Below are 16,449 nucleotides of genomic sequence, written 5' to 3' on the forward strand. Positions count from 1 at the left end.
GGCTCTTTTTAAAATATACATTAACTTTTATTTTATTAAGGAAAGATAAGGATTAGTGGTATTATCACCTCTTTCCCAAATTTTTTCATCATTTAACCAAATTGTATCTTGTAAAAGTGAGTTTTGATGCCTTTGAAAAGATACATCAATCTTATCAGTACCATAATCTTCTCCCCATTTAATATAGGTAATAGGTTTGGATTCATTTTCTGAATGATTTAAGAAGACTCTTATTCTATATTCAGATTGATATTCATATATCCTAAAACCCCTAGGATAGGCATAATTTGATCCTAAGTTTACCTCTTGACTTTCTCCATTTAAAACATAAAAAATTTTTATATCTCTTTGGTCAAGTTTATTTAAACTGTTTGGGTTTAATAAATCTTCACCGTCTTGATTAAAAACAGAAAAATCAAAAAAGCTTTCTAAATTATAACAACATATTATTTCATTTTCGTTGTCATTACTACATGACAAAAAGGCAATTGCAACTAAAATTATTAGTAAATTTTTCATAGTTTTATGGTATTATATTATAAATCATTTTTTTATTATTATTGTAATTTGAGTTGCCAGGATCAAAATTATTGTACGAAAAATAACCATCATAACTACTTCCCCATCCCCAATTCATATAAAAAAGAGGAGTGAATGTTACTCCTGTGCAATCGTCATAATAAATTGAGGTTTGTCTATATCCTTCACATACCCACATATGACCAGATGAGCCGTTATCACCACTTAAAATAACTGGTCTATTATTTGCTAAGTTAGTCTTGACGGTAAAATAATTATAATTAGCCCAATCAGCAGAAGAATAATTGAATTGGTTTTTTAAAACATTACCCATATTGGCAGAAGAAGCTACTCCTGTAGCACCACAAAGATATGTAATACTATTAGGGTATTCATCATCGATAGCATTATGTATATCTTTTATAAAGTTTGCAGTTGTTGTAGTAGCTGTGGTTAACGGCATTGAAGACCAGTTATAATTTGTTGGGTATTCTAAAAATTTCATAACCTGTCCCATAGCTATAGGAACACAACCAGCTAAGACCTGATAGTTAGAGCTATTACAAGTTATAGATGGTAAAGCATCATTAAAACCTAAATTTTGACGCCAACTTGAACTCATGAGAGGTCCAACTTGAATAGTCTCAGTATAATTGGTACATCCAGGGTCTATCACTTTAGCAAAAGCGCTACGACTTTCTGTTGTTAAAGCATATTGAACCTCTTCCCAAGCTAATTTATTTTTTTTTGATTGTTTAATATCAGAATCTTGTATATCTCCAATTCTTTTTTTTACATCTTTTACCCAAAACTTCAATCCAATTGGATAAATATTATCATTAACAATAAACTCCCCTTTTTCTGAAAAACCAAGAATAGGTTGTGTCCTTTTATCAGCAGATAAAAGAATATAGCCGCCTTCGTTATAATTTATTACATAAAACGTAGTTTTATTTTTATCATTTTTTACTTCACTAATATCCTTTGGAGTTCTTTTCTGATCTATTAGTTTTTTACTTTTCGTACTCTTATTAATATTCTTTTTATCCTCAAATAAAATTTCTTTAGAAATTTTTTTTACAAACGATAATTCAATAAAGTTTTCTTCCAAGAGAAAGTCTTCAGTCTCAAAATGATCATCTTTTGAACAAGCAAAAACAGATGCTAAAATAATACAGTAAAATAATACAAATTTTTTCATAATTTTTTTTAATTAATAATTCAACAAAATTTAAGAATATTCACTATTTAAAATATGATATTTATCATTTTTATTAATTCATCTTAATAGTTTCAATTAGCTGAATAGCTTCACAAATTCTTTCATCAACCAAAGAATCTCCATAAATAGCTATTTTTAAATGTATAAATTTTTGGTTATCCAACTTTATAAAATAATCTAATTCGCTGTATTTTTTATTTCCCTTTTTTCCCACTGAATTTGAAACATAAGATTCTTTATTATAAAATTTTAAGTTTTGTTGATCTAATCTTATTAAATTATTTTTTAACAATTCCTTTTCAAAATTCAATTTCATAGTTTCATCAAAAAAAAACTCTTTTGAATTAATTAAATGTCTAAAATAGTAGTATTTGATAATTGCTTTGTGGTATCTGCGCCGTAAATAGAAGATTGAATATTATCATAATACAATTCAACTTTCCAATTTTTAGGGAGTTGGATAGAAAAATGATTTTTGAAGTCCTCAATATTTTTAATTCAGAATTTATAAAGTTAGCATCACGATGATACTTTTTACTTTGTTGAGATTTTTTTTACATGAAGTAAGGGATAGAGAAATACAAAAAAGGAATAAACAAAATTTTAAAAAATACTTCATGAATTAATCTAAAACAAATCTTCCAATCTTTTCATTTCCACTTAGCCAAGCTGTATTTTTATCAACAAAATCAATGGCATAATAGCTTTCTTTAGAAACTTCATTCCAAGTAATTCCTCCATCATTAGAAAATGATATACCAGTTTTACCCACTGCAAAAACTTCTTTTCCATCTGTATTAGGTACATATTGTACACAACTTTTATAATTTGGGTTTTGGTTATCTGCAACTAAAGTCCATGTTTTTCCACCATCTATAGTAATGGCTTTATTGGCTTTGTTTTTATTAGGTTTAGAGTAATCTCCACCTATTATAATTCCGTTATTATAATCAGCAAAATCTATAGAATAAATACCTTGAGGCCCATTGCCCTGCACTATTGGAGTCTCAAAAACTTGCCAATTTTGCCCAAAATCATCAGACTTTAATACTCTGGCTTTTTTACCTCCAGAGGCAATCCAAACTGTACTGCCTATGGTTTTTATATTTGTATTACTCGCCGCAAAAAAAGCTTCTCCATCAACGAATTCTGGGAGTTTATCACAGGCTATTTTTTGCCAAGTTTTTCCAGCATCCGCAGTTAAAATAATAGATGCGCAATTTTCTGTAGGATCGCCTACTGCAATTCCATGGGTATTATCGTCAAAAAATTTCATGGCATCATAAAATACTTTTTCATGTTGTTCTACATATACTAAACTAGATTTTCCTTCAGAAATTTTATACAATAAAGCAGGGTTTGCTATAGAAAGCACAAAATAATCGCTACCATTAAAAGCTAAACTTCTAAAATGAGGAATTATAGTATCGTGGTATTTGATATTCAAGGCATTTAAGGAAACTCCTTGATCTGTTTTGAAACCAACATCACCTTGTGAGCCCGCATAAAATACTGTTTTTGCATCAATCGCTTTTATAGCTCTTATGCTGGTTTTAGGAATTTTGAATTCTTTAATATTTATAGAATCAAGTGTTCTGGGTTCGTATTTTGAAGCGCAAGAAATGATAAAAAGTAAAGCAAGGGTAAATAGTGGTATTCTTTTCATTTTTGATTATTTTTATAAGCTAAAATAAAGTATTTTAAAAGAAACAGATGCAAGTCTTATAGAATTCTTTATGTAAACATTTTTTGATGAAAAAAGCATTAGTTATTTCTGGTGGTGGAAGCAAAGGCGCCTTTGCAGGTGGAGTTGCGCAATATTTAATGACCAAAGAACAAAGAGAGTATGATTTGTTTGTAGGTACTTCTACAGGTAGTTTAATGGTGTCTCATCTGGCTTTAGGCATGTTAGATGAGTTGAAGAAGTTGTACACCAATGTGAATCAAAAAACTATTTTTAGCAATAATCCTTTTGTAATAAAAAAAGTGGCTGGCGAAAAAGTAGTGAGCATCAATCATTTTAATACCTTAATGAATTTTTTAAAAGGTAGAAAAACATTTGGTGAAAGTAAAAATTTAAGGAGTTTAATTAGGCAGAACATTACCCAAGAAATGTTTGAAGCCATTGCAAAAACGCAAAAAGAAGTAGTGGTAACAGTTTCTAATTTAACCGCCAATCAAATTGAATATAAATCGAGTAATGATTGTACTTACGAAGATTTTTGTGATTGGATTTGGGGTTCCTGCAATTATGTACCTTTTATGAGTTTACTTGAAAAAAACAATCAACAATATGCAGATGGTGGTTTTGGGTCTTTAGTACCTATTAGAGAAGCAATTTTAAGAGGAGCTACTGAAATTGATGCCATAATTTTAGAAACTGAAGTTACACAAATAAATAGATTGCATTCTAAAAATCCGTTTTCCTTGCTATTTGATGTTTTTGAGTTTATGATGATTCAAGTAGAAAGACACAACATTACCATTGGTAAATTAGCTGCAAATAATAAGAACGTAAAGTTAAATTTATATTATACACCCACTGTGTTAACAACAAATTCTTTAGTTTTTGATGAAAAGAAAATGCGCAAATGGTGGAAATCTGGTTTTAAATACGCAAAGTCTAAACGTGAAGAATTAATGAGCGAATTTAGACCAGATGTATTGACAGATCAAGAAATAGATGAAGGAATAGATAATGTTGAAAACATGAACGTTTAGGTTTTTGAGAAGCTTTTTTCTGTAGTAATTACTCAAATGGACTTTGTATCATATTAAATATATTTAAGTCAATAAGCTAAAAAAACACTAAATTTATTGATTTGTTAGAATAATTATAAGCCTATTTAAAAATGAAAAAATGAAATTTGGTAGAGTAGAAGATCCAGAACTTATAGATTTTGCAATTCCAGAAACTCACCCAAAAACCTATAAAGTGCTGTCTAAATATAAAAAAAATAGGCAGCCAAGTTTTTATGTAGGTTGTGCAAAATGGAATAAAGCAGATTTAAAAGGATTTTATCCAAAAGGGACAAAAGACGAATTAGCATATTATTCGAAACAATTTAATTGTATTGAATTAAATGCTACTTTTTACAGAAATTTTCCAGCACAACAGTTTGAAAAATGGAAAGATAAAACCCCAAAAGATTTTAAGTTTTTTCCAAAATTAGGACAGGAAATTAGCCATTGGAAACGTTTAAATGGGGTAGAAGCTGTTGTAAATTCTTATATTGATAATTTTAGTACTCTTAAAGAAAAATTAGGAACAATTTTTTTACAACTTCATGCTAATTTTGGCCCTAAAAATTTTACATTACTCCAAAACTTTATTGATAGTTGGCCTAAAGATTTACCTTTGGCTATAGAAGTTAGACATAAAGATTGGTTTGCGGACAAATCAATTTTTGAAGAATTTACAAACTTATTAGAGCAGTATGCCATAGCCAATGTTTTGGTTGATACTGCTGGAAGAAGAGATATGATACACAATCGTTTAACCAATAATGAGGCATTTATACGTTTTGTAGGTGCAAATCACCCTTCTGATTACCAAAGATTAGACGATTGGATTATAAAACTTAAAGAGTGGATTGATTCAGGTTTGAAAACATACATTTTTTTATCCATCAAAACATAGAGAAAGAATCTCCATTATTGGCGGCATATTTTATAAAAAATCTAAACAGGGAATTCGGATTCGATCTACAAATTCCTAATCATAACGAAACTCTAAATGATAGTGGGCAGTTGAGTTTATTGTAAATTAAATCTGTATCAATCTAAAAAGCTCTATTGAAATTACCTAAATTACGTTTTTTTTTAACTGTACTACAAAGACAAGAATAGAAAATAGCAATTGCTTTGCAGTTTTATTTTAAATCAACAATCATATTATCTTTGGCTGGATATGCCAGTTTCGAATTAAAAATCTCTTTAAAATTGTTTTTTTTAGATGCCTTTTGTGTTGATTTTGCTCCTGTACTGATATAATTCAAAGTTTCCTCTAATAAAGGATCAGTACGTTCACCTAAAACCCCAAGGTTACCAAAATCTTCAGGCAAGAATACACCTGGAAATGCTTCACTGCCAGGCACAACTCCATCTCTGTAATTTATCCCATCTTTATTGCTAATTTCAAAAACAATAGGTTGCATTGCATATCTATGATTTTGTTTCAGATTTGCACCATTTTTTGAAAAATCATCAGAATCATAAAGGGTAATTGACCCTTCTTGTTTACCTGTTGTTGTAGTGCCAATAACACGCACATCTATATAAGCACTTAACGAATTTATAACTAATTCTGATGCTGAAGCTGAAGCATTAGAGGTAATAAAATATACTTTTGTTAAGCCTAAACTGTTAAGGTTTTCTTGCAAAACTACATTGCCATTGGCATCGGTATTTCTTATTTCATTGGTAAAATTATTGGTAAAATTATCTGCAGAAAAAGCACTCATAACTTTACTATTCCAAATATTCTGTGAGAACAATTCACCATTAAACTGCCCAGTAATCATGCCTGCTAAATACGTGGCAGAACTTACAAAACCACCAGGATTGTACCTTAAATCTACAATTAAATTATCGATATTTTCTGCTTTAAAGTCTGCAAAAACAGCATTTAATTGTGCATCGTAATTAGAAGCAAATTGGTTGTACATTAAGTACCCAATTTTTTGATTCCCTTCTGTAATTACTTTTGCAACCGCAACAGGGTTTTCTTGAAGTTCTGTTTTAGTTAAAGATATGGTTTGGCCATTTGCTGTTGGGTTACCATTATTATAATTTGCCAAACCAATGGTAAAACTTGTGTTGCTGCCAAACAATAAAGCAAAAGCATTGTTTTCTGTAATTTGCATCCCATCAACAGTATTAAAAATTTGACCTCTAAGCACATTGTTAGAAGCTGCAGAAGAATTGGGCACAACATAACGTACATAGCCAAAAACATTACTTGGGGTATCTCTATATCTTACCAAGCCAAATTCCATTCCTGAAGATAAGTTTAAGCCTTGAAAAGAATTTTCTAAGTCTACGTAATCATCAACAATAATAGAAAAACGATCTGTTGGTCTATTTAACAAATTTTCGAAAGTTTCTTCTGGCGAGTTATATTGTCTAAAATGGGTGTATAGATCAGTTAAATTAATGGTATTTTCACTTATTTTAAATTTATCATCATCTAAATCTGCAACATCTTTTTGCCATAGATAATATAGGTTTAAACCTTTCCATATAAAAAAATTAATTTCATCTTCAACAGAAACTACAAATTCTTCTTCTATAACTGTGTTGATTTCATCTTCTTTTTTAGAACATGACACAAGTAGAAATAAAAACGAGAGGATGCTAAGCTTAAAAATTGATTTCATATTAATTCGTATTGGGTAAATCTTGTTTTATAAATACACCATTATCTGTTTCTCTTTGGCTACTAATACTATGGTATAAATACTCTAAATTATTTGGGTTACAATTGTTATTAGATACTGAATTTCCCGTAAATATGTAGTTTAATACTTGGTTTAAAATAGGGTCTGAATCTTCTCCTAAAACTCCTAAATTAAGTGCATCTTCTTGCAAACAAAGGTCAATATCTGGTGTAAATCCGTTTTCGTAGGTTTCGTTATTATTATTTAAAAAACGCAATACTAAAGGTTGAATTGCCACTGTATGGGTTTCATTTTTACCCTCAAAATCATAATCTATAGCATCGTATAAAGTAATGGCTCCTGTATTATTTCCTGCTGTTTGATTCCCTATAACATGAACATTTATATGAGCATTTAAACTGTTAATAAGTAATTCTATTGCAGATGAACCTGTAAAATTTTCGCCATTTAAAATAATGTAAACATCGGTTAAATTTAAACTTTCAATAGGTGTAGTTTCGTTTAAAAGTGTAGGGAATTTTGTTTGTAACGAATCAGGTTGATTTTCTAAAAACCATGTTTGTGCTTTTGCATTCCACTCTTCTTTTATTATAATTTCTTGAGGAAACTGACCAGCAATCATACTTGATATTTGCGCAATATTTTCAGCAAAACTGCCACCACCAATATTATAGCGTAAATCTAAAATCAATTGATTTACAGCTTGGTTTTTAAAGTCTGAAAAAGCAGTGTTTAAATTGTTGATATAATTCGTAGAAAAATTATTATTGTAAACTAAATAGCCAATTGTATTTGTGCCATTTGCAATTACTTTTTGTAGGTTAATGGCAGGGTGCGTGTAATTTTTTTTCACTAATGCAATAACCTCATTGGTTTCAGTAACATCAATTCCATTATAATTTGCTTTTACCAACTTTAAAGTATCTTGGCTGTAATTAATTAATACATCCTCAAAATTATCATTTCGTAATGCTATGGTATCTTTTGCAGTATTTACTATTGCAAAAAAATAATCACCTCTAGAAATATTTTGTGTAGCTGCGTAAGATAATGGTAAAACATCTAAAGCAACAACAAGTAAAGTGTCAGAATCTTGTTCTTTAAAAACAGTAAATTCTAAACCATGTGTAAAACTTGTTCTAAGTTGTGGCTCAGTAATTGTAGCGTGATCTTCTATTAAAGTAGATTTTATATCTTCAGGAATTAATAAACTGTTAAATAATTCATTATAATCTGGGTAGCTGCTTAAAAAAGCATTTAATTCTCTATCAGAACTAAATCTTGTATCCGATAAATTATTAATATCTTCTTGATATAGATAATATGCGTTTAATCCTTTCCAAACAAAATCGTGTACAACCAAATCTTCAGGCAATTCGTAAGAATCTTTGTTACACTTTTGAAAAACCAAAACTGAAGCAATCAAACAAAAGAAATAGAATATTTTTCTTATCATAAAATACTATATAAAATACACTTATTGTAACGCAATATAAACAGAAATAGTATTTTTTTATCATAATTTGTAACAAAATATATTGTGCTTCGTCGTAATTATGTAAACCTGATAAAAAAAGATAAAATATCAGAAAATAAATAAAAAAATGAATCAATCTGACTTTCTAAAAGTTGTGTTACCCTTTAAAGATAAAGTTTTTAGACTTGCAAAACGTTTATTAGTTTCTACAGAAGAAGCCGAAGACGCTACTCAAGAATTGTACTTTAAATTATGGAGAAGCAAAGAAAAGATTGAAAATTACAAGAATGTAGAAGCATTTGCAATGACCATGACAAAAAATTATTGTTATGATCGTTTAAAAAGTAAGCAAGCCAGTAATTTAACTTTAGTACATAGTAATTACAAAGAGAAAGAAACGTCTTTAGATAAAAAAATGGAATATCAAGACAGTGTAAACCAAGTACACCAATTGATAGAAAATTTACCAGAACAACAAAAAATAATTATTCAATTAAGAGATGTTGAACAGTATGATTTTGAAGAAATCTGTAAAATGGTAGCTATGAAACCGACTGCAGTAAGAGTAGCATTATCTAGAGCAAGAAAAACAATAAGACAAGAATTAATTAAAAAACACAACTATGGAGTTAGCTAACATAGAAAAATTAGTAGAAAAATACGAAAACGCAGAAACTACGCTACAAGAAGAGGCAATCCTAAAAGACTATTTTACAAAAGAGGATGTTGCACCACACTTGCAAGAGTACAGTTATATGTTCTCCTATTTTGCTACATCCAAAGATGAAACGTATACAAAAACCATAAAGTTAGAACCTAAAAAATCGAATAAGATAAACTTTAAATGGTTGTCTGTAGCAGCATCAATAGTACTTTTATTTAGCGTATTTATTGGTCAACAAGAATACCAAGAATATAAGCAAAGAAAAGAAGCAGAAAGAATTTACGCACAAGTAAATGAAGGCTTACAATTGTTATCTAATAACTTAAAGAAAGGAGAACAAGCAGTAGCACAATTGTACAAACAAGAAGACAAAGCCAATAAAGCTTTAAAATAAAAACCAAGTATAAATTAGTAAAACCAAGTAAACACAGAAATTATGAAAAAAATAATAATATTAATAGCATTTGTTGTAGCACCAATGCTTACAAGCGCACAATCACTTTTCGATAGTTTAGAAGATATGGGTGGTGTAGATATGGTAGTAGTTACCAAAGATGCTTTTCAGCTGTTAAAAAAGTTTCAGCCTAAAAATGTCAAATCTGATGATAATGAAGTAATACAAGCCTTTGAAATGGTTGGTGATTTAAAAGAATTTAAAATGTTTTCTACTAAAGATTTAGATATTGCTTCTAAAATGGAAAGTATGGTAAACACATCAATTAAATCTAAGAAATTAACTCAATTAATGCGAATTAAAGAAGATGGTTCTAGGGTTAAGATTTATGTAAAAGCCACAAGCAATAAAGATTATGTTAGCGAAGTTTTAATGTTTGTAAAAGGCATAGATAAACATACCAAAGGTGTATCAGAAGCTATGGTGTTATCTTTAACAGGTAATATAGACATTAACAAAATGTCTGAATACACAGACAAGATTGTTAAAGAAAATAAGTAATTAACTTTAAAAGTCAGGTTTAAAACATTAAACCTGACTTTTACATAAAAACATTAAAAATGAAAAAATTAACCACAATATTTGCACTAGTTTTTCTAGTTGTATTTGCCAGTTCTTGTAAAAATGAAAAATCGTTACAAAGCTATTTGGTAGATACCAGTGGAAAAGAAGGTTTTTTTACGGGAGATTTACCAATTAGCTCTTTAATGTCTGCTAAAGTTGATGTTTCTGATGATGTAAAAGAAACGATAAAAAGTATCAAAAAAATAAATTATGTCTTTTTACCAAAAACAGCAGAAAATACAACGAGTTACGAAGCTGAAAAAGTAAAACTGAATGCTATTTTTAAAGACAATAAAGATTATAAAAGCTTAATGGCAATGAAATTTCAAGGAATGAATGTAAAAGTTTTTTACACTGGAGATACAGATGCCATAGATGAAGTTATTGCTTTTGGCTATGGAGACAAACAAGGTGTTGGTGTAGCCAGATTGTTGGGCGAAAACATGAATCCTGCCAAAATTATAGACATGATGAATAGCGTAAAAATGGAAGGTAATAGTAGAGCACTACAAAATTTTATGCAAGGTTTCAGCGGAATATAAATTTCGATTTTTTAAAAAATAAAAGCTGCAATTTCTATGGGAATTGCAGCTTTTTTTGAGGTATTTGGTATAATTTTTGAATTTAACTGCTCATTAACAGCTTCTATAATCATATTTAGTATTTTTGAAGCTTCAAGAAAATGATATTTATGAAATTTCAAAAAATAGTAGTTTTTTGTTTTTTGCTGATTAGTATAAAAAATTTTGGTCAAAGTAGCGCCTATAAATCCGAAAGAGAAAAAATTCACGATTTAGTACACACCAAATTAAAAGTAGATTTTAATTTCTCTGATAAAACAATGAATGGTGAAGCTTGGATAACCGCAAAACCTCATTTTTACAGCACCAATAAAATTACCTTAGATGCAAATGCAATGGTTATCAAAAAAATAACGTTAAATGATATAGAGGTAAGCTACAATTATGATGAATATGAGTTAATCATAGACTTGCCCAAAACCTATAAAAGAAATGAGGAATTTACCATTTATATCAAATACATTGCACAGCCAGAAAAGGTAAAAGATAAAACAACTCAACAAATTTCAGAAGCCAAAGGTTTGTATTTTATCAATGCAGATGGTATCGATAAAAATAAGCCCACTCAAATTTGGACACAAGGAGAAACTCAAGCAAACTCGGCTTGGTTTCCTACTATTGACGCCCCAAATCAAAAAATGTCTCAAGAAATTTATATTACTGTTCCTAATCAATATAAAACATTATCAAATGGCGCATTAATAAGTCAAACCAAAAACGGTAATAACAGAACCGATTATTGGAAATTAGATCAAGAACACGCACCATATTTAGCGTTTATGGGTATTGGCGAATTTGAAATTATTAAAGATTTTTATAAAAATATTCCTGTAAATTATTATGTAGAAAAAGAATATGCGCCTTATGCAAAAGCTATTTTTGGTTTAACACCAGAAATGATAGGCTTTTTTGCAGATAAGTTAGGTGTTGATTATCCTTGGAACAAATACAGCCAAATAGTGGTCAGAGATTATGTTTCTGGAGCTATGGAAAATACTACAGCAGTTGTACATGGAGAGCAAGCCTATCAAAAACCAGGGCAATTAATTGATCATAATGCACAAGAAAACACCATTGCACATGAAATCATGCACCATTGGTTTGGTAATTTAGTTACATCAGAAAGTTGGGCGAATGTTACTTTAAACGAGTCTTTTGCAAATTATGGAGAGTATTTATGGAAAGAATATAAATATGGAAAAGTGGCCGCAGAAATGCATTATTTTGAACAAGTTGAAGCCTATAAAAATGGACAGAATTCAAGTAAATCTTTGGTCCGTTTTAATTATGATGATAGAGAAGAATTATTCGATTTAGTAAGTTATAATAAAGGTGGTGCAGTTTTGCATATGTTGCGCAATTATTTAGGCGATAAAGCCTTTTTTACAGGCCTAAAAAATTACTTAACCAAATACCAATACAAAACTGCGGAAGTACATGAATTGCGTTTGGTTTTTGAGGAACTGACAGGAAAAGATTTAAATTGGTTTTTTAACCAGTGGTATTTTGGTGCAAATCATCCAAATATAGAAATTTCTTACGATTATAATACTTTGCAAAAAACAGTTACCGTAAATATTATTCAGTTGCAAGGAGAAACGTTTCAATTCCCTTTTACTATCGATATTTTTGAAGGTTCTAAAAAAACAAGGCATACGGTTTTTGTAGAAGCCAATGATGCATCTTTTACATTTCCTTATACCAATCAACCTAATTTAATTCAAGTAAATGCAGATAATGTTTTGCTTTGTGAAATCCATGAAAATAAAATAGTAAGTGAGTATATTTTTCAATTAAAAAATGCTGATAATTACGCCCACAGAAGAGAAGCTTTACTGCAAATTCTAGGTAAGCAAGATGATAAAAATGTTTTTAATGCAGTTGTAAGCGCTTTAAATGATGAATCCTATAAAATTAGAATTTTAGCACTCCAAAAAATTGATTTAATCAATAAATTTTCTAAAAAAGATGCCATCAGAAAAATTATGCAAATGGCAAATAACGACCCTAAAACATTAGTACAGGCAGAAGCAATACATACTTTAGGTAAATTAACAGATCTTGAATTAAAACCAATTTTTGTAGAAGCTCTAAATAGTAAATCGTATTCGGTTTTGGGTAAAGCTTTAGTTTCTATGTATTATGTAGATAAAGAGTTGGCTATTAAAAAATCGAAAGAATTGCCAGATGAAGTTCGTAAAATTTTAGCAACGCCATTAACACAAATTTTTATCGAAGAAAAAGATGAATCTGAATTGCCATTTATTGCAAAATCTGTTGTTTCTGGTATGTTTTTAACTAATGATGATACTACTAAAGCGCTGTATCAAAAGGCATTTCAGCAAATTTCTGAAAGCAACAATACAGAAGCCATACAAAATGTAGTAGATGATATGGTTGTAAAAGGAAATCAGTTTAAAGGTTTTAATTTTGATAAGGTTGTAATTAATTTAATGCGAAATATGGTAAATGACCAGAAAAAAACCGATAATAGCAATAAATATCGAAATATCGAAATAATTAAAACGGCTATGGCTAAATTGTTGTAATTTTTAAATTTATCCTAATTATTATTGCATATGTTTGCCTAAAAACGGGCAAATGACAACGCATAATTTAGACGATTTAAAATTAGGTAAATTAAAGGGGTTAAAAAGAGTAAATATATCTTGTGGTCTTACCGAGTTTCCAAAAGAAATATACTCCTTATCAGAATCACTAGAAATTTTAGATTTATCTAACAATCAGTTATCAGCATTACCTAACGATCTTGTTCTATTAAAAAACTTAAAAACTATTTTTTTAGGGAATAACAAGTTTACTGAATACCCAAAAATACTTGCAGAATTGCCAATGTTGAGTATGATTGGTTTTAAATCTAATCAAATTCATACCATTCCAGAAAATGCTTTTCCACCTTTATTGAGATGGTTAATTTTAACCAATAACAATTTAAAAGAACTTCCTAAAAGTATTGGAAATTGTGTTCATTTACAAAAACTTCCCATGGCTGGTAATTCAATAGAAGAGTTGCCTAAAGAAATGGAGAGTTGTAAAAATTTAGAATTGCTTAGAGTTTCATCAAACCAACTCAAAACAATTCCAAAATGGTTATTTTCTTTACCAAAATTATCTTGGATTGCTTTTGATGGAAATCCGGCTACACACAACATCAAAATAGATAATGAGTTGCCATCTTATAATTGGAAAGATTTTAAGATCAGTAAGGTTTTAGGTCAAGGAGCTTCAGGAATTATATCAAAAGCGCATTGGGTTACTAAAAATCAAGATGTTGCTCTAAAAGTTTTTAAAGGTGATGTTACGAGTGATGGTTTGCCAGAAGATGAAATGAAAGCGTCTATTGCTGCAGGAAATCATCAAAATTTAATCCCGATTTTAGGAAAAATTAAGGCGCATCCAGAAAATAAGAATGCTTTGTTAATGAAATTGATAGCGCCGAGTTTTATCAATTTAGGAAATCCGCCAAGTTTAACAACTTGCACAAGAGATGTTTTTGAGGAGAAGCATTTTACAATAGATGAAGTTTTAAAAATAGCCAAAAGTATGGCTTCAGTTGCTAATCATTTGCATAATAAAGGGATTCATCATGGAGATTTATATGCGCACAATATTTTAATTAATAATACATCAGAAATTCTTTTTGGTGATTTTGGAGCTGCCACATTTTATGATAAAAGCAGTGAATTAAGCGCAAATATCGAAAGAATTGAAGTAAGAGCTTTTGGTTGTTTGTTAGAGGATTTATTAAATTTAGTTGATAAATCAGAAATTGAGAATTCTAAATACAAAGCACTAATTAATTTGATGGATGATTGTTTGGATTCTACTGTAAATCAGCGTCCTAATTTTTCAGATATTTTAGCTAAACTCGATAGTTTTACTTTATAAAACATATTTTTTAAAAATGTCTTGAAGCTCTTTTTCTGGATCATCACATAGGCCTGGATGTGTTTTAGAACTCTGAATAATAGTACTTCTGCAAGCAGCCAACCATCTAAAACGATCCGAAATTTCAAACTCGGCTATTTTACCTCCTGTAGATTTTCCATCGCAAATTAATTTCCAAGCTTTTAGATAGTTATTTAAAAAATCAACTTCTAAATCTGGTGCTAAAGCCTTTAATTTATCAGGATTAATATGGTATTTCATATTTAAAAACTTCTTTCTTTTCGAGAAAAGAATAACGCCGATATTAAAGAATTCTTCACGCTCCACTTTGGGTACAATTCTAATAATGGCATATTCAAAAGTAACTTTATCTTGCATCTTCAGCTTCTTTTACCAATTTATCAATCATTGTAAGTTTTGCACATAAAAACTGAATGTAAGCAGCTCTCATTTCGTCTGTTGTTAAAGTTTCGCCTTCGTTAATCAACCAATCTTCAGGAATATTAGAAACAATTTCTGCTATTACATCATTAGTAATCAATTGCTGAATTTCTTTAGAAGCTTCTTGTAATTGAGTCGCTTTGGGTAGTAAAACATGATCTTTAATCAAAGGAAAAGTTCGAGTTAAATGATTTTCCCAAGTTTCCCAATTATGATGAAAATAAAAACTCGCTCCATTATCAATAATCCAAAGTTCGTTGTTCCAATTTAAAAGATTGGTGTTTTTTGCTGTTCTATCAATATTGCTAATTAAACTGTCTAAAATTACCACTTTAGAGGCTGTAAATTCATCTGCAATAGAAACTAAAGGATCATAAGTAATAGCGCTAGATAAAAAATGTAATCCTAAATTAAGACCTACACTAAACTTTAATAAATCTTAAATTTCTTCATCAGGTTCAGTTTTACTGAAAGAATCATCTAAATTCATAAAAACCAATTCAGGAACATGTAAACCAATAGCTCTAGCCAATTCGCCACCAATAAATTCTGATATCAAAGCCTTTTTTCCTTGTCCTGCACCTCTAAATTTTAGAACATATAAAAATCCGTCATCAGCTTTTACAATAGCAGGCAAAGAACCACCTTCTCTTAAAGGTTGTAAATACTGCACCACATTTACAGTTCTAATATCAATTGTTTTCATAAAACTAAGATATGTTATTTGTGATATTCCTCAAAAGTTCCATCAGAATAAAAAACAACAATTCTTTGAATCTTTTTTTCATCACTTGTAGACGGATTTGAAAACAAAGTTGGAGTAGAAGCAACCTCTTTTTTTTCAATTTTCTTTGGATAAGTTCCTTCTCCTTTTATCAACCAATCAATATCTACATCATTAAATTGAGAAGTAATTTTAAGAATAAAATCTAAACTCGGTTTATTTCTGCCTGATAAAATATGAGAAATACTAGAACGTTGTACACCAATTTTATCAGCAAATAAAGATGCTGTTAGTTGATGATAATCCATTATTTTTTTTATTCGAGTTGTAAATTCTAAACTGTTTAACATTGTAAATAGCTTGTTTATTACAAATGTAAATCAATATAAAATAGCATCCAATTTTTTAATACTGATTCTTTTAATTGATAATATATTGATTAAACCATTACTTTAATGAAACTTATTAAACAATTTATTTTAAGTATTTTACAAG

The 16,449-nt window shown here is 29.4% G+C and carries 15 protein-coding genes and 2 pseudogenes; 8 read left to right on the forward strand and 9 right to left on the reverse strand.

The annotated features are described in order from the left end of the window. Window positions 1-27 precede the first annotated feature (27 nt). The 4 genes from ACW9UN_RS08690 to ACW9UN_RS08705 form a co-directional block, all read right to left on the reverse strand. Window positions 28-519, reverse strand: a complete 492-nt coding sequence (locus ACW9UN_RS08690) for a hypothetical protein (RefSeq protein WP_459485840.1) — start codon at window positions 517-519, stop codon at window positions 28-30. Window positions 520-523: 4 nt separating this feature from the next. Further along, window positions 524-1,720 (reverse strand): C10 family peptidase, encoded by a 1,197-nt coding sequence (locus ACW9UN_RS08695; protein WP_459485842.1) that lies wholly within the window; start codon window positions 1,718-1,720, stop codon window positions 524-526. 73 nt (window positions 1,721-1,793) lie between these two features. Next, window positions 1,794-2,051 carry a hypothetical protein gene (locus ACW9UN_RS08700; protein WP_459485844.1) on the reverse strand — a complete coding sequence of 86 codons (258 nt, stop codon included), beginning with the start codon at window positions 2,049-2,051 and terminating at the stop codon, window positions 1,794-1,796. Between the two features lie 312 nt (window positions 2,052-2,363). Next, window positions 2,364-3,407 (reverse strand): WD40/YVTN/BNR-like repeat-containing protein, encoded by a 1,044-nt coding sequence (locus ACW9UN_RS08705; protein ID WP_459485846.1) that lies wholly within the window; start codon window positions 3,405-3,407, stop codon window positions 2,364-2,366. 86 nt (window positions 3,408-3,493) lie between these two features. On the opposite strand from ACW9UN_RS08705, the gene ACW9UN_RS08710 reads away from it, so the two are divergent. Further along, window positions 3,494-4,462 carry a patatin-like phospholipase family protein gene (locus ACW9UN_RS08710; protein ID WP_459485849.1) on the forward strand — a complete coding sequence of 323 codons (969 nt, stop codon included), beginning with the start codon at window positions 3,494-3,496 and terminating at the stop codon, window positions 4,460-4,462. A gap of 139 nt (window positions 4,463-4,601) precedes the next feature. Beyond that, window positions 4,602-5,506, forward strand: a pseudogene (locus tag ACW9UN_RS08715) (DUF72 domain-containing protein). A 107-nt stretch (window positions 5,507-5,613) separates the two neighbouring features. Here ACW9UN_RS08715 and ACW9UN_RS08720 read toward each other — a convergent pair. Together ACW9UN_RS08720 and ACW9UN_RS08725 are read right to left on the reverse strand one after the other, a co-directional pair. Then, on the reverse strand, window positions 5,614-7,119 hold the full coding sequence (locus ACW9UN_RS08720) for a GFO_1087 family putative carboxy terminal peptidase (protein ID WP_459485852.1): 1,506 nt from the start codon (window positions 7,117-7,119) through the stop codon (window positions 5,614-5,616). 1 nt (window position 7,120) lies between these two features. After that, window positions 7,121-8,596 (reverse strand): S41 family peptidase, encoded by a 1,476-nt coding sequence (locus ACW9UN_RS08725; RefSeq protein ID WP_459485854.1) that lies wholly within the window; start codon window positions 8,594-8,596, stop codon window positions 7,121-7,123. 148 nt (window positions 8,597-8,744) lie between these two features. Here ACW9UN_RS08725 and ACW9UN_RS08730 point away from each other — a divergent pair, with 148 nt between their 5' ends. From ACW9UN_RS08730 to ACW9UN_RS08755, 6 genes are all read left to right on the forward strand, one after another. Then, entirely contained in the window at window positions 8,745-9,254 is a 510-nt protein-coding gene (locus ACW9UN_RS08730; protein WP_459485856.1) for a GFO_1088 family ECF-type sigma factor, read from the forward strand. Next, on the forward strand, window positions 9,241-9,675 hold the full coding sequence (locus ACW9UN_RS08735; protein WP_459485858.1) for a PG0215 family putative anti-sigma factor: 435 nt from the start codon (window positions 9,241-9,243) through the stop codon (window positions 9,673-9,675). The genes ACW9UN_RS08730 and ACW9UN_RS08735 overlap by 14 nt, the downstream gene beginning before the upstream one ends. A gap of 42 nt (window positions 9,676-9,717) precedes the next feature. After that, a complete protein-coding gene (locus ACW9UN_RS08740; protein ID WP_459485860.1) occupies window positions 9,718-10,236 on the forward strand; it encodes a GFO_1090 family protein in 519 nt (172 codons plus the stop codon). Between the two features lie 59 nt (window positions 10,237-10,295). Then, a complete protein-coding gene (locus ACW9UN_RS08745) occupies window positions 10,296-10,841 on the forward strand; it encodes a GFO_1091 family lipoprotein (RefSeq protein WP_459485862.1) in 546 nt (181 codons plus the stop codon). A 149-nt stretch (window positions 10,842-10,990) separates the two neighbouring features. Further along, complete coding sequence (locus ACW9UN_RS08750; protein WP_459485864.1) at window positions 10,991-13,429, forward strand: M1 family aminopeptidase; 2,439 nt, start codon at window positions 10,991-10,993, stop codon at window positions 13,427-13,429. Window positions 13,430-13,481: 52 nt separating this feature from the next. Then, window positions 13,482-14,789, forward strand: coding sequence for a leucine-rich repeat-containing protein kinase family protein (locus tag ACW9UN_RS08755; RefSeq protein ID WP_459485866.1), 1,308 nt, complete (start codon window positions 13,482-13,484; stop codon window positions 14,787-14,789). Here the strand turns inward: ACW9UN_RS08755 and ACW9UN_RS08760 are convergent. The 3 genes and pseudogenes from ACW9UN_RS08760 to ACW9UN_RS08770 form a co-directional block, all read right to left on the reverse strand. Beyond that, window positions 14,784-15,167, reverse strand: coding sequence for a DUF3037 domain-containing protein (locus ACW9UN_RS08760; protein WP_459485868.1), 384 nt, complete (start codon window positions 15,165-15,167; stop codon window positions 14,784-14,786). The two genes, ACW9UN_RS08755 and ACW9UN_RS08760, sit on opposite strands and share 6 nt — an antisense overlap. Continuing rightward, a pseudogene (locus tag ACW9UN_RS08765) lies at window positions 15,157-15,936 on the reverse strand (HipA family kinase). The gene ACW9UN_RS08760 and the pseudogene ACW9UN_RS08765 overlap by 11 nt, the downstream one beginning before the upstream one ends. A gap of 14 nt (window positions 15,937-15,950) precedes the next feature. Continuing rightward, window positions 15,951-16,304 carry a helix-turn-helix domain-containing protein gene (locus ACW9UN_RS08770; protein ID WP_459485871.1) on the reverse strand — a complete coding sequence of 118 codons (354 nt, stop codon included), beginning with the start codon at window positions 16,302-16,304 and terminating at the stop codon, window positions 15,951-15,953. Window positions 16,305-16,449 lie beyond the last annotated feature (145 nt).

Source organism: Polaribacter litoreus, from assembly GCF_054584775.1.

Coding starts and splice junctions, on each gene's coding strand:
- ACW9UN_RS08690 (WP_459485840.1), bottom strand. CDS start 519: ATGAAAAATTTACTAATAATTTTAGTTGCAATTGCCTTTTTGTCATGT.
- ACW9UN_RS08695 (WP_459485842.1), bottom strand. CDS start 1,720: ATGAAAAAATTTGTATTATTTTACTGTATTATTTTAGCATCTGTTTTT.
- ACW9UN_RS08705 (WP_459485846.1), bottom strand. CDS start 3,407: ATGAAAAGAATACCACTATTTACCCTTGCTTTACTTTTTATCATTTCT.
- ACW9UN_RS08710 (WP_459485849.1), top strand. CDS start 3,494: ATGAAAAAAGCATTAGTTATTTCTGGTGGTGGAAGCAAAGGCGCCTTT.
- ACW9UN_RS08720 (WP_459485852.1), bottom strand. CDS start 7,119: ATGAAATCAATTTTTAAGCTTAGCATCCTCTCGTTTTTATTTCTACTT.
- ACW9UN_RS08725 (WP_459485854.1), bottom strand. CDS start 8,596: ATGATAAGAAAAATATTCTATTTCTTTTGTTTGATTGCTTCAGTTTTG.
- ACW9UN_RS08730 (WP_459485856.1), top strand. CDS start 8,745: ATGAATCAATCTGACTTTCTAAAAGTTGTGTTACCCTTTAAAGATAAA.
- ACW9UN_RS08735 (WP_459485858.1), top strand. CDS start 9,241: ATGGAGTTAGCTAACATAGAAAAATTAGTAGAAAAATACGAAAACGCA.
- ACW9UN_RS08740 (WP_459485860.1), top strand. CDS start 9,718: ATGAAAAAAATAATAATATTAATAGCATTTGTTGTAGCACCAATGCTT.
- ACW9UN_RS08745 (WP_459485862.1), top strand. CDS start 10,296: ATGAAAAAATTAACCACAATATTTGCACTAGTTTTTCTAGTTGTATTT.
- ACW9UN_RS08750 (WP_459485864.1), top strand. CDS start 10,991: ATGAAATTTCAAAAAATAGTAGTTTTTTGTTTTTTGCTGATTAGTATA.
- ACW9UN_RS08755 (WP_459485866.1), top strand. CDS start 13,482: ATGACAACGCATAATTTAGACGATTTAAAATTAGGTAAATTAAAGGGG.
- ACW9UN_RS08760 (WP_459485868.1), bottom strand. CDS start 15,167: ATGCAAGATAAAGTTACTTTTGAATATGCCATTATTAGAATTGTACCC.
- ACW9UN_RS08770 (WP_459485871.1), bottom strand. CDS start 16,304: ATGTTAAACAGTTTAGAATTTACAACTCGAATAAAAAAAATAATGGAT.